Below are 12,795 nucleotides of genomic sequence, written 5' to 3'. Positions count from 1 at the left end.
CGCGGCCCGGCCGGGTACCACTCGACGCCGGCTGGTCCGCGAGTTGCTGATCGGTCACGACATCCGAGGCTACCGGGATCTGGTCGGCGTGGTGCCTCCGCCGCCCTCGGTGCCGTTCGCGCCAGCGCCCGGCCTGGTGCTGTTGCTGTTCCCGTTGCTGTTGCCGTTGGTCGGCGGGGAGCCGTCCGCGGGCGCGGTCGGCTGACCCGGCAGCGGGCCGGTGGTCGTCTCCGGGGTCTGCTGCGAGGGCTGCTGACCGGCGGGCTGCTGCACGCCGGGCACCGGGATCCGGATGCCGGGCAGGATCTCGACCTGCGAGGGCACGATCACCGGCGGGGCGAGCGTGGGCGCGGTGGTCGACGGGGCGGTGTAGGGCGCCGACCATTCCGGCACGCCCGCCTGGCCCTTGATCGGGGCGGGCTTGGGGAACGACTCGTTCGACGTGCCGGACAGCGCGCCGTCCATCGTCGCCTTCCAGATGTCGGAGGGCAGACCGGAACCGTAGATACTGCCGCCGCCGTAGTTGCGCAGCGGATCGCCCTGCTCGGTGCCGACCCAGACCGCGGTCGACAGCGACGGGGTGTACCCGACCATCCAGGCGTCGCGGTTGTTGCCGGTGTCGCCGAGCTGGTGGGTACCGGTCTTGGAGGCCGACTCGCGGCCACCCGCCAGGTTGTGGTTGCGCGAGTACGCCGCGATCGGCTTCATCGCCGCGGTGACGTTGTCGGCCACCGCCGCGCTCACCCGCTGCTCACCGGCGGGCTCGCCGCGATCGAGCAGCACCTGACCGTCGGCGGTCACGACCCGCTGCACGAAGTGCGGAGCGTGGTACATGCCCGAGGCCGCCAGCGTGGCGTAGGCCGACGCCATGTCCAGCGGCCGCGACTGGTACTGGCCGAGGATGATGCCGTTGTTCGGGCCTGCGCCGTTGGGCTCGGTCAGGGTCTTGCCGATACCGGGCAGCTCCTCGGGGATGCCGAGCTTGTGACCCATGTCGGCGACCTTCTGCGGGCCGTTCTGCATGTCCAGCTGCATGCGGTAGAAGCTGGTGTTCAGCGACCGCTTGAGCGCCTCGGCGATGGTGCACATGCCACAGGACTCGCCCTCGACATTGCCGATCTGGATGCCGTTGACGGTGATCGGCGAGCTGTCGTACAGCTGCGAGAGCGGGATGCCCAGCTCGAGGTTCGCGGCCAGGCCGATCACCTTGAACGAGGAGCCCGTCGGCAGGCCGGCGTTGGCGAAGTCGAAGCCCTGGCCGTCCTCACCGCCGTAGTAGGCGCGCACCGCGCCGGTGCGCGGGTCGACCGAGACCACCGCGGTCCGCAGGTTCTCCGGCTCGCCCTGCAGCTTGGACTGCGCGGCGTTGACCGCGGCCGCCTGCGCCTTGGGGTCGATCGTGGTGGTGATCTGCAGGCCCTCGGTGTTGAGCTGCTGCTCGCTGATGCCCGCCGCGGACAGCTCCTTGAGCACCTGGTTCTTCACCAGGCCGCCCGGACCCTCGTCCTGGTCGCCTTCGTTGAGCGAGGCCAGCGTGACCACCTGCGGGTACTGCATCGAGGCCCGCTCGGTCGCGTTCAGGTTGTTGCCGCTGACCATGCCGTCGAGCACGTAGTTCCAGCGGGTCTTGGCGCCCTCGGGGTTCTTCTCCGGGTCGAGCAGCGAGGGCAGCTGGATGGTCGCGGCCAGCACCGCGCCCTCGGCCACGGTCAGCTCCTGCACCGGCTTGCCGAAGTAGGACTTGGCCGCCGCGTCGATGCCGTACGCGCCACGACCGAAGTAGATGGTGTTCAGGTAGGCGGCGAGGATGTCTTCCTTGCTCCACTGGCGGGCCATCTTGGCCGAGATGACCAGCTCGTGCATCTTTCGGGTCATCGACCGCTCGTCACCGACCAGCGCGTTCTTCACGTACTGCTGGGTGATGGTGGAGCCACCACCGGCGCTTTCCTTACCGAGGATGTTGTCGCGGGCGGCGCGGGCGAAGCCCGACACCGAGAAGCCCGGGTTGGTGTAGAAGTCGCGGTCCTCGGCCGCGATCACGGCATTGCGCACGTGCGGCGGGATCTGATCGATCGAGACCTCGGTGCGGTTGCCCTGCGGCGGGACCACCTTGCTGATCTCGGTGGAACCGTCGTTGGCGTAGATCATCGCGACCTGGTTGGTTTCCAGATCGCCCGGCTTGGGTACCGAAACCGTGGTGTAGGCGACGAGGAACACCGCGCTCGGTACGACGATGGCGAGCGCCATCAGCACGTACATGGTCCGGCGAATGGCCCGCCACGGCATTTTCCTCACCGAACCACCCTTACCGGAGCCGTCGTCGCCCCCGCCACCATCGCGGCGGTTGCGTGGCCCACTCGGCGGTGGGGTGCCGCCTGCACCGGTGGCGCGGCGTTCGCCGGTGTTCGGCCCACCGGGACGGCGACCGGCGCCGGGGCGCGCGGTCGCGGCCGAGGCACCCGTTCGGGGGCCCCGGTTCAGGTCGTCACGGACGGGCCTGCCGCCGTCGGGATGACTCGCCCGCGTGGTCGACTCGTCGTGTCCGGGACGCGGAAGCTTCTGGGTGGCGCCGGCCGCGGGCGGCCCGGCGGGGCGACCCGGCTGCGCGGGCCTGCCCTGCGGCGGCCTGCCCTGGTTCGGTCCGCCCTGGTTCGGTCCGCCCTGCGGGCCACCGGGGCGCTGCTGCGGCGGCCCGGGACGACGCGGCGGCATGCCGCCCGGCGGCGGTGCCTGCCGGTTCGGCGGCGGTCCGCCCTGCGGACCACGGCCACCGGGCGCGGGACCGCGTCCGTTCTGGGGGCCCGGCCCGGCGGGCGGCATCGGGCGACGCGGCGGCGGGCCCTGCCGGTTACCCGGCTGGGGAGGGAGACCCGGCTGTGAACCCCGAGCCGGACGGCCGCCGTGCGGATCATCGCCGAAGGGGGAGGACTCGTAGGGCGAACTCACTGACCAGATCTCCATAACTCGTAAGGTTCAACCGGCACACGACATCCGCGCCGGAGAACCGGCGCGGATACCTTGCACCCCGAACTGTGGCGCCTCGAGCGGTGCTCGGCAGCCCCGTCACTCGGCCGCAGAACGCCGCCCCGCTCGCGAACTCGTCCGGCGCCGGGCCGGCGCGGGCGCCGAACCGAGCACATACGACTGCACCAGGTGGTTCCAGCTGCACGAGCGGCACACCTCGACGACATGCACCGAGAACTCCTCGCTCGACTCTGCCATCCGGATCAGCTCCTCGGGCGTCCGCGCGGAGCCGGCCGCCTGGCCGAGTCCGTCCCCGTACACCCACGACACCAAGGTCAGCTGCTCTTTCCGGCAGATCGGGCAGGTCACCTCGCTACCCCGGCCGTGGAACTTGGCGGCCCGGAGCAGGTACGGATTCGCGTCGCACACCTCGGCGACACCGACCCGGCCCGCGTAGACGTCAGCGAGCAGCGACCTGCGCCGGAGCGCATAGTCGACTACCTGCCGCTGAATTCGCACGATCACCAGAGTAGCCGGGATTGATTTGCGGTGCCGGTGGCACCGCTGCATCCGCGCTCTCGTCGTAAACTCCCGATACCGGGGTCGGCCCGGGTATTTACGCAGGTGAGGCGAGCCAGAACGATGGCTGATTCCGGGCGGGCGCGCAGCGCCGCCGATTCCGTGACGAGGGCGCGTGATATCGATCGCGCGCAGGTGTCGACCGTGCTTGACGCGGCCTATGCCGAGGGCCAGCTGGGTGCCGACGAGTACCACGACCGCACGGCTCGCGCCGGGACGGCGCGGACCCTGGGCGAGCTGGAAAGACTGACCGCGGACCTGCAGTCACCTGCGGTTTTCGGCGGTCAGGCCGCGATCGAGCGGAAGCGTTTCGGCCGCAGACACTCCGGCGAGTACCCGGCGCGGACCAGGGCCCGCGACGCCGACCGGGCCCGCACGACCGCGGCGCTGGACGCGGCGCGCGCCGACGGCCAGCTCGACGCCGACGAGCACACCGCGTTCACCGAACTGGCCTCGGAAGCGCGCACTCTCGGTGATCTGTCCACCCTGGTTGCCGAATTGCAGCAGCGGCCGGTGGCACCGGTGAAGCCGAAGGCGCGCAACACCTTCCGGATCGCCACCATCGCGGCGGTCGCGGTGGTCGGAATCGGCTGCTTCGTCTGGACGGTGCGCGGTGAGGACCCGCCACCCGCCGTGGTCGCGGCCGACGCGATCAACTACAACGCCGCGCCACCCCTGGTGATCCCCACACCGCGGCTGACCACGCTCATCGGTTTCGTCCAGTTCCGCGACGACTACCGGGTGAAGTTCGGCGACACCCTCGTCGACGAGGCCGTCCTGCACGACGAGCACGCCTCGGCCGTCCGGCGCGAGTCCGGCAATGCCGACTGGACCGCCGACTGGACCTACCGTGGTGGCTTCGGCCGGTCGAACGCGCAGATCAGCACCCGTCAGCGCGAGAAGATCGACATCGATCTCGCGCAGGTGAACGCGGAGGCCCTCGGGGCCGCGCTGACGAACGCGGCCGCCACCGTCCAGGTGCCCAACGGCGCGGTCACCCACTTCCGGATCGCGAACGACAGCTGGGTGGGGCGGCCGGGGATCACGATCTTCGTGCGCAACGAGGTCGCCCAGTCGGGGCATTTCGTCCTCGCGCTGTCGGGCGAAGTGCTGAAGACCTACCCGTACAAAGGATGACCGAGCGATGAAGACCCCGTCCCCGGCGAAGAACCTGCGCGCCCGCGACGCCGACCGCGCCGACGTGTGCGCCCTGCTCGACGCCGCCCTGGCCGACGGTCAGCTGACCGCCACCGAACACGACAAGCGCACCGCGACCGCCATGCGGGCCGAGACCTTCGGCGCCCTCGATCGCCTCGTCGACGACCTGCAGATCCCGGGCAACCTGGCGCAGCGCCCCGTCGCCCGCGGCGTCCCGCGCGCACCCCGGCGCTGGTGGATCCCGGCCGGCGCGGTCGTCCTGGCCGCGCTGCTCGGCGCGGGCGCAGGCCTGGTCGTCCGCGCCACGGGCGACGCCGTTTTCGGCGACCCGCTGCCCGACCTCACCACCGGCAACGGATTCGCGCACTTCATCGCCGCCTACCGTGCCGAATACGGCAGCACCGTGGCCGACGATCTCACGCTGTACCCGGACTACGCGATTGTCGAACGGGCCGCCGGAAAGCCGGGCAAAGAGGACGATTTGATCTACCGCGGTGACTTCGAACCGTTCGGATCACAAAGTGACCGACAGCCCGACACGAAGTCGTTCGACCTTGCCGCGATCGATCTGGCCCGCTACGCCCGGCTGATGTCCGGCGCACCGCAGTCCACCCGGGTGCCCGGTGGCTCCGTCGTGCACGTGTCGGTCGAGTATCCACCCGGCGGTGGTAAGTACGCCGAGCCCGAGATCAACATCTATGTGAAGAACGAGCTCAACCAGAGCGGATATATGAAGGTCCGCTTCGATGGTGAGACCGTCCTCGTGTCCACCCCCTAGCCCCTGACCAGGCCCTCTCACCAGCGATGACGCAGTGATGTGCGTCATTGCCCTATGTCTTGTTATATCGCTCCGATATAGTTGGTAGTCGCATCCATCGGTTAGGTCCGCTCGGTCTGTCAGGCCGACATAGTCAGGGAGTGAGGTCGGCAGTGCTCGAATTGGCGATTCTCGGCCTTCTCCTGGACGCGCCCATGCACGGTTACGAGCTGCGCAAGCGGCTGACGGGCCTGCTCGGAGCGTTCCGGGCCTTCTCCTACGGTTCGCTCTACCCGACGCTGCGCAGGATGCAGACCGACGGGTTGATCGCCGAGGAGATTCCGGAGGGCGCGACCGCGCGCCGTGCGCGCCGCGTCTACCGGCTGACGCCGGTCGGGCGGGAACGTTTCAACGAACTCCTCGCCGACACCGGTCCGCAGAACTACACCGATGACGGCTTCGGCGTTCACCTGGCCTTCTTCAGCCGCACCCCCGCCGAGGCGAGGATGCGGATCCTGGAGGGCAGGCGACGCCAGGTCGAGGAGCGCCGAGAGGGACTGCGGGAAGCGATCAAGAAGGCCAGCGGCTCGCTGGATCGCTACACCCGCCAGCTCCACCAGCTCGGATTGGAATCAAGCGAGCGCGAAGTGCGCTGGCTCAACGAGTTGATTGCGGCGGAGCAATCGACGAAGGCGGCACCACAGAAAGAGGGAAAGAGCGGCCATGAGTGATGTCAACAAGGTTGGGTCCGGCGAGGTTCGCGTCGCGATCGTCGGTGTGGGCAACTGCGCATCGTCGCTGGTGCAGGGCGTGCAGTACTACAAGGATGCCGACGAGAACGCCACCGTTCCCGGCCTCATGCACGTCAAGTTCGGTCCCTATCACGTCAAGGACGTGAAGTTCGTCGCCGCGTTCGACGTCGACGCCAAGAAGGTCGGGTTCGACCTGGCCGAGGCGATCTTCGCCAGCGAGAACAACACGATCAAGATCTCCGACGTGCCGCCCACCGGCGTGAACGTCCAGCGTGGCCCGACCCTCGACGGCATCGGCAAGTACTACGCGCTGACCATCGAGGAGTCCGAGGCTCCCGCGGTCGACGTGGTCAAGGCTCTGAAGGACGCCGAGGTCGACGTCCTGGTCTCCTACCTGCCCGTCGGCTCGGAAGAGGCCGACAAGTTCTACGCCCAGTGCGCCATCGACGCGGGCGTCGCCTTCGTCAACGCGCTGCCGGTCTTCATCGCCTCCGACCCGGAGTGGGCGCAGAAGTTCATCGACGCCGGTGTCCCGATCGTCGGCGACGACATCAAGTCCCAGGTCGGCGCGACCATCACCCACCGCGTGATGGCCAAGCTGTTCGAGGACCGCGGCGTGGTGCTCGACCGCACCTACCAGCTCAACGTCGGCGGCAACATGGACTTCAAGAACATGCTCGAGCGTGAGCGGCTGGAGTCGAAGAAGGTCTCCAAGACCCAGGCCGTCACCTCCAACCTCAACGGCCCGCTCTCGGGCAAGGTGCACGACCGCAACGTCCACATCGGTCCCTCGGACTACGTGGAGTGGCTCGACGACCGCAAGTGGGCCTACGTCCGCCTCGAGGGTCGCGCCTTCGGTGACGTGCCGCTGAACCTGGAGTACAAGCTCGAGGTGTGGGACTCGCCGAACTCGGCCGGCATCATCATCGACGCCGTGCGCGCCGCCAAGATCGCCAAGGACCGCGGCATCGGTGGACCGGTCATCCCGGCCTCGGCCTACCTGATGAAGTCGCCGCCGGAGCAGATCGCCGACGACGTCGCGCGCACCCAGCTCGAGGCGTTCATCATCGGCGCCGAGTAGTTCGGGCGCACCGACAAGGCCGGGCCACACGGAATTCCGTGTGGCCCGGCCTTTGTGTTCGTGGTGCCCGCTCAGTCGAGCGAGACGTAGACCTCGACGCTCGTCGGGCCGGTGTAGCGCTCCAGTTCGGCGGTGTGCGAGCGGGTGATGGTGCCCGCGTTCTCCGCCTTGATGACCTGGGCCCACGCGGTGCGCAGCAGGTCGTAGGGCTTGTCGGAGACGACGAACTTCGCGTAGCGGCCCGCGGGGATGCGGGTCAGCACGTCGCCTTCGTCGATGTCGTCGAGCTCGGCGACCTCGTAGCCGAGCACGGCGACCGCGTGGTCGTTCTGGCCGATGTAGGCCGCGGCGCGCGGCACCGTCTTCTCCCTGGATAGGTACCGGTCCCAGGTGAAGTTCACCAGGTCCAGGTCGCGCGCGGTCACCTCGCGACCGGCCAGCGGCACGGTGAGTCCCGCGATCAGCCCGTCCTCGAGGGTGACGATCTCGAAATCGACAGCCATGGCTATTCGCCCCCCTGCTCCGCGGTCAGCGAGACGTAGATCTCGACCGTGCGCTCGTCCGGATACTGCTCGTAGTCGCCCGCGTAGGCGCGCTCGAATTCACCGGCGGCCTCGGCGTCCCAGATCTGGCGCCACAGCGCGACGATGGTGTCGCCGCGGTTGTCGCCGGTGGCGACGAAACGGGCGTAGCGGCCCGCCGGGATGCGGGCGAGCACGTCACCGACCTGGAGATCGGCGAGGGTCTTGCACTCGTAGCCGACGATGTGGGTCAGGTAGGAATTGATCTCCGCCGCGAAATCGACGTACCCCGTCGCGATCGGTCCCGGTAACTGCGGTCTCGCCAGCAGGTGCTGCCACGCCTCCACCACCTTGGCGCGGCGTGGCCCCTCCACGGCGAGCGCCGGACTGCGGAGCACCGTGCCCGCGATCAGCGTCTCGGGACGGTCAACGACATTGAAATCCACCTGCGTAGCCCCTATGTCTAGTCTCGTCGTCGCTCGAGCGCATATCTTCCCGCATCGATATGACAGGTTTGGCGCCGGGATCGTTCGACGCGCTGTCGCGTCGCGGCAAACCGGCGGTGCCGACTGGTCGGGCTGGTTCGCGCTCTGGCCAACGATGTTGCCATGTCCGCCGGGGTGTGTGGTCCGGGTGGCCAATCCGTGATCTATCGACCGCCGTCACCACCGAGTCCGGGGAACAATTCGCCGGGCGTGGCCGGGCGTGGCGCGGGCGGGATGATGATCACCGGTGCCGGGTTGCGCGGTGTGGTCGACGGCGCGGGGCCGAGCTCCGGCGCGGGGTTGCGTGGCGTCGTCGACGGCGGGGTGATGAGATCCGGTGCCGGGCTGCGCGGTGCGTTCGTCGGCGGGTTGAGGATGTCGTAGGGGTTGCTGCCGCCGGGCGCCGGTGCGGGCGCCGGTCCCGGGATCAGCCCGCCGCCACCGGTCATCGCCGGGGTGGGGAACTGCTCGACCGGTGAGCCCGCCAGCGCGGTGTCCATCACCTGCTTCCAGATGTCGGACGGCAGGCCGGATCCCCAGATCGCGCCACCGCGCCCGCCGCGCAACGGCTGCGGCTGTTCGGTGCCCACCCACACCGCCGTCGACAGCGACGGCGTGTAGCCGATCATCCAGGCGTCCTTGTTGTCCTTGGTCTCGCCCAGCTGGGTGGTGCCGGTCTTGGCCGCCGACGGTCTGCCCTCGGCCAGCCCGTGCCCGTTGGAGTAGTTGGCGATCGGGGTCATCGCCTGGGTGGTGGTGTCGGCGATACCCGCCGTGATCCGCTGCTCCGGTTCCGGAAGTTGTTTGCCCACCCTGGTTTCCGGCGGGCCACGATCGATCAGCACCCGGCCGTCACCGGTGACGACGCGCTGCACGAAGTACGGCTGGTGATAGACGCCCGACGCGGCCAGCGTCGCGTACGCCGAGGCCATGTCCACGGGGCGCACCAGATACTGCCCGAGCACGATCCCGTTCAGCGGCGCTTCGCCTGCCTCGGTGAGGGTTTCGACGTCGAGGCCGGGGATGTGCTCGGGAATGCCCGCCAGATGGGCGGCCTCGGCGATCGAGCGCGGGCCGTCGGCCATCGTCATCGTGAGCCGGTAGAAGCTGGTGTTCAGCGAGCGCTTGAGCGCCTCGGTGAGCGTGCAGCGGCCGCAGGAGTCGCCGTCGGCGTTGGTGATGGTGGTGCCGCGGTCGACGACGGGGGAGCTGTCGATCGCCCTGGTCGGCGGGATGCCCTGGCGCTGCGCGGCGACGAGCGCGAACACCTTGAACGACGACCCGGTCTGCAACGGCGCCTGCGCGAAGTCGAAGCCGGTGCCCGCCTCACCGCCGTAGTAGGCGCGCACGGCCCCACTGCGCGGGTCGATCGAGACGACGGCGGCGCGCAGCTCCGGTGGCTGCCACTCCAGCCGCTGGCGCACGGTGTCGACCGCGCCCGCCTGGGCCACCGGGTCGATGGTGGTGGTGATCTGCAAGGCGCCGGTGTTGATGTCGGCGTCGGTCAGGCCGGCGGCGCGCAGCTCCCGCAACACCTGGGTGCGGATGTGGCCCTCCGGCCCGAGCGGCACCGGCTCGGCCGGGAGGTCGGGCAGCGGGATGATCGCCGGGAACACGGTCGCGTCGCGCTCGCCCGGCGCGAGCACCTTCATCTCCACCATGCCGTCGAGCACGTACTGCCAGCGCACCTTCAGCTGGTCGAGGTGGGTCTCCGGGTCGAGCACCGAGGGCGAGCGGATCACCGCGGCGAGCACGGCGCCCTCGGCCAGGGTCAGGTCGGGCACCGGCTTGTCGAAGTAGGCCTTCGCCGCCGCGGCGATGCCGTACGCCCCGCGCCCGTAGTAGATGGTGTTCAGGTAGGCGGCGAGGATCTCGTCCTTGCTCCACTGCCGCGACATCTTCGCCGCGATGATCAGCTCGCGCATCTTGCGGGTGACGGTGCGCTCGGAGGTAAGGAAGGCGTTCTTCACGTACTGCTGGGTGATCGTGGACCCGCCGCCCGCGTTGTCGTGGCCGAGCAGATTGTCGCGGGCCGCGCGCAGGAACCCGCTCGTCGAGTAGCCGGGGTTGGTGTAGAAATTGCGGTCCTCGGCGGCGAGCACGGCATCGCGCACCGGCATCGGCACGTCGGTGAGCGGGATCGGGATCCGATTGCCGCGCGGCGGAATGAATTTCGTCAGCACGGTGGTGCCGTCGGCGGCCAGCACGGTGGCCGGCTGCTCGACCGCGACCTCGGCGGGCTCGGGGATCTCCGAGCTCCAGTAGATCGCGAAGAACAGCAGCGCGGGCACACAGACGAAGATCACGAACAGCGCCAGGAGCAACCGCCGGATCTTCTGGCCCCTGGTGCGTGGGGCGCGGGGTTCCTCGCCGTCACCGTCGGCGGCCAGCCGGGCGGCCTGGGCGCGGCGCGCCGAGCCCTTGCGCGGTGGCTGGTCCCGGCCGAGCGGGTCCTTGAAACCGGCGATCGAGGTATACGGCGCGTCCGATCCGGAACGCCTGCGCCCGCCCTCGGAGGCCACGACCATCTCCTTCCGGAGCGAGGGGAAGAACCCACCTGTACCGACGTGCCATCGGACAGGAAGACTCTACCCGCCGGGTGTCGTGGAACCCGGGAGGAGCGCGTGGGGGCGGCGAACGCGCCGCCCCGCACGATCAGCTCTTCACACCACCGGCGGTCAGACCGGAGATGATCCGGCGCTGGAACACCAGCACCATGATCACCAGCGGCACCGTGACGATCACGCCCGCCGCCATGATCGCCGCGTACGGCTGCACCAGCGGATCGTTGCCGGAGAACTGGGCGATGGCCACCGTCACCGGCCGGGTCTTCTCGCCCGACAGCAGCCGGGCCAGCAGGTACTCGTTGATCGAGGCGATGAACGCCAGGATCGCGGTGGTGAACACCGCCGGCGCCGCCAGCGGCAGCATGATCAGCCGGAACGCCTGGAACTTGGTGGCGCCGTCGATCCGCGCGGCTTCCTCGAGCTCCCAGGGCAGCTCGGCGAAGAACGAGGCCAGGATATACACCGTCATCGGCAGCACGAAGGAGATGTTCGGGATGATCATCGCCTGGTAGTGGCCGATCCAGCCCAGATCCGTGAACAGCTGGAACAGCGGCGTCACCAGCACGACGGCCGGGAACATCGAGGCCGACAGGATCAGCCCGGAGACCAGGTACTTGCCCGCGAACGCCATCCGGGCCAGCGCGTACGCGGCCAGCACGCCGAGCAGCAGCGCCACCGCGGTGGTCGCGGCGCCGATGATCACGCTGTTGAGCAGCGCCTGCCCGAAGTTGTTGCCGCGACTGGTGTCGAAGGCGTTGCGGAAGTTGTCCAGCGTCACGTGGGTCGGCCACGGGGTGCTGTCGAAGGTGTAGGCCTGATCGCGGAACGCGACGACCGTCATCCAGTAGAACGGGCCGAGACCCCACACCAGCACGATCAGCACACCGAGGTACATCCGCACGGTGCCGATCCGCTTGCGCAACGACACCGGCTGCACGGGCGCTTCCGCGCGCTCGACGGGCGCCTCTTTCGTCATCGAGATGCTCATCAGTTCGCCTTCCGCTGTTCTTCCTGCGTGCGAACGGCGTTGGCGCCCAGCACCTTCACCAGCACGAACGCGATAGCGAAGACGAGCAGGAAGGTGATCGTCGAGAGCGCGGCGGCGCTGTTGGGACCTTGGCGCACCTGCTCGACCACCAGGATCGACAGGGTGTTCGTCGCGGGGTTGCCCAGCGTCATGATCGCGGGCAGGTCGTACATGCGCAGCGCGTCCATGGTGCGGAACAGCACCGCGACCAGCAGCGCGGGTTTGAGCAGCGGCAGCGTGATGTGCACGAACCGCTGCCACGCCGACGCGCCGTCGACCTTGGCGGCCTCGTACACGTCGGCCGGAATGACCTGCAGGCCGGCCAGAATCAGCAGCGCCATGAACGGGGTCGTCTTCCACACGTCGGCGATGATGACCGCGAACCGTGCGGCCCAGACGTCGGAGGTCCACAGGATGTGGGTGCCGAGCACCCGGTTCACCACGCCGTCGTACTGGAACATGAACTCCCACAGCCGCGCGGTGACGGCGGTGGGGATGGCCCACGGGATCAGCACGGCGGCGCGCAGCAGGGCCCGGCCGCGGAAGGTCTTGCCCATCACCACGGCCATGCCGAGGCCGAGCACCACTTCCAGCGTCACGGTCACCACCGTGAAGAACAGGGTGACCCCGACCGCCGACCAGAACTGGGAGCCGAGCGTGCCGGTCGGGCAGGCGACGGTGCCGCTGAGCGTGTTGCACTGCTGCAGCAGCCAGTGCGTGTAGTTGCTCAGCCCGGCGCCGCCGCCCTCGACGAACATGCCGGTGGCCGGGTCGATCCCGGAGTCCTTCTGGAAGGACATGATGACCGCCTGGACCACCGGATACCCGATGACCACGGCCAGCGCGACGAGCACGGGTGTGACGAACAGCCACGCCTTGCCGGATTGTCGCAGTTCCAGCGCTA

At 69.2% G+C, this 12,795-nt stretch carries 11 protein-coding genes; 4 read left to right on the top strand and 7 right to left on the bottom strand.

Annotation, left to right across the window (positions count from 1 at the left end; translation table 11 throughout):
• Positions 1–69: 69 nt before the first annotated feature.
• Together AB0L91_RS11260 and AB0L91_RS11255 are read right to left on the bottom strand one after the other, a co-directional pair.
• Positions 70–2,286, bottom strand: a complete 2,217-nt coding sequence (locus AB0L91_RS11260) for a transglycosylase domain-containing protein (RefSeq protein WP_365011258.1) — start codon at positions 2,284–2,286, stop codon at positions 70–72.
• Between the two features lie 777 nt (positions 2,287–3,063).
• Complete coding sequence (locus AB0L91_RS11255) at positions 3,064–3,483, bottom strand: DUF5318 domain-containing protein (RefSeq protein WP_218718591.1); 420 nt, start codon at positions 3,481–3,483, stop codon at positions 3,064–3,066.
• A gap of 123 nt (positions 3,484–3,606) precedes the next feature.
• On the opposite strand from AB0L91_RS11255, the gene AB0L91_RS11250 reads away from it, so the two are divergent.
• The 4 genes from AB0L91_RS11250 (at position 3,607) to AB0L91_RS11235 (ending at position 7,291) form a co-directional block, all read left to right on the top strand.
• Positions 3,607–4,680: a DUF1707 domain-containing protein gene (locus AB0L91_RS11250; RefSeq protein WP_365009128.1), complete on the top strand. Its 1,074-nt coding sequence runs from the start codon at positions 3,607–3,609 to the stop codon at positions 4,678–4,680.
• A gap of 7 nt (positions 4,681–4,687) precedes the next feature.
• Positions 4,688–5,479, top strand: a complete 792-nt coding sequence (locus AB0L91_RS11245; protein WP_365009126.1) for a DUF1707 domain-containing protein — start codon at positions 4,688–4,690, stop codon at positions 5,477–5,479.
• 152 nt (positions 5,480–5,631) lie between these two features.
• On the top strand, positions 5,632–6,189 hold the full coding sequence (locus AB0L91_RS11240) for a PadR family transcriptional regulator (RefSeq protein WP_110037815.1): 558 nt from the start codon (positions 5,632–5,634) through the stop codon (positions 6,187–6,189).
• Complete coding sequence (locus AB0L91_RS11235; RefSeq protein WP_355275116.1) at positions 6,182–7,291, top strand: inositol-3-phosphate synthase; 1,110 nt, start codon at positions 6,182–6,184, stop codon at positions 7,289–7,291. The genes AB0L91_RS11240 and AB0L91_RS11235 overlap by 8 nt, the downstream gene beginning before the upstream one ends.
• Positions 7,292–7,362: 71 nt before the next feature.
• On the opposite strand, the gene AB0L91_RS11230 is transcribed toward AB0L91_RS11235, so the two are convergent.
• The 5 genes from AB0L91_RS11230 to AB0L91_RS11210 all read right to left on the bottom strand — a co-directional run bounded on the left by AB0L91_RS11230 (position 7,363) and on the right by AB0L91_RS11210 (position 12,790).
• The gene (locus tag AB0L91_RS11230; RefSeq protein WP_365009123.1) at positions 7,363–7,794 is read right to left on the bottom strand and encodes a GyrI-like domain-containing protein; all 432 of its coding nucleotides are present in this window, start codon (positions 7,792–7,794) and stop codon (positions 7,363–7,365) included.
• Positions 7,795–7,796: 2 nt separating this feature from the next.
• Complete coding sequence (locus tag AB0L91_RS11225) at positions 7,797–8,258, bottom strand: GyrI-like domain-containing protein (protein WP_355275112.1); 462 nt, start codon at positions 8,256–8,258, stop codon at positions 7,797–7,799.
• A gap of 203 nt (positions 8,259–8,461) precedes the next feature.
• A complete protein-coding gene (locus tag AB0L91_RS11220) occupies positions 8,462–10,825 on the bottom strand; it encodes a transglycosylase domain-containing protein (protein WP_365009121.1) in 2,364 nt (787 codons plus the stop codon).
• Between the two features lie 127 nt (positions 10,826–10,952).
• A complete protein-coding gene (locus AB0L91_RS11215) occupies positions 10,953–11,759 on the bottom strand; it encodes a carbohydrate ABC transporter permease (RefSeq protein WP_255587778.1) in 807 nt (268 codons plus the stop codon).
• Positions 11,760–11,851: 92 nt separating this feature from the next.
• Entirely contained in the window at positions 11,852–12,790 is a 939-nt protein-coding gene (locus AB0L91_RS11210) for a sugar ABC transporter permease (RefSeq protein WP_365011256.1), read from the bottom strand.
• Between the last annotated feature and the right edge of the window lie 5 nt (positions 12,791–12,795).

This window comes from Nocardia sp. NPDC051833 (assembly GCF_040681225.1).
Lineage (GTDB): Bacteria > Actinomycetota > Actinomycetes > Mycobacteriales > Mycobacteriaceae > Nocardia.
This window is presented reverse-complemented; position numbering and strand designations above follow the sequence as displayed.

Bases quoted from the DNA above. Each gene is read 5' to 3' on its own strand.
- AB0L91_RS11250 (WP_365009128.1), top strand. From the start codon at position 3,607: ATGGCTGATTCCGGGCGGGCGCGCAGCGCCGCCGATTCCGTGACGAGG.
- AB0L91_RS11230 (WP_365009123.1), bottom strand. From the start codon at position 7,794: ATGGCTGTCGATTTCGAGATCGTCACCCTCGAGGACGGGCTGATCGCG.
- AB0L91_RS11245 (WP_365009126.1), top strand. From the start codon at position 4,688: ATGAAGACCCCGTCCCCGGCGAAGAACCTGCGCGCCCGCGACGCCGAC.
- AB0L91_RS11260 (WP_365011258.1), bottom strand. From the start codon at position 2,286: ATGCCGTGGCGGGCCATTCGCCGGACCATGTACGTGCTGATGGCGCTC.
- AB0L91_RS11215 (WP_255587778.1), bottom strand. From the start codon at position 11,759: ATGTACCTCGGTGTGCTGATCGTGCTGGTGTGGGGTCTCGGCCCGTTC.
- AB0L91_RS11220 (WP_365009121.1), bottom strand. From the start codon at position 10,825: ATGGTCGTGGCCTCCGAGGGCGGGCGCAGGCGTTCCGGATCGGACGCG.
- AB0L91_RS11235 (WP_355275116.1), top strand. From the start codon at position 6,182: ATGAGTGATGTCAACAAGGTTGGGTCCGGCGAGGTTCGCGTCGCGATC.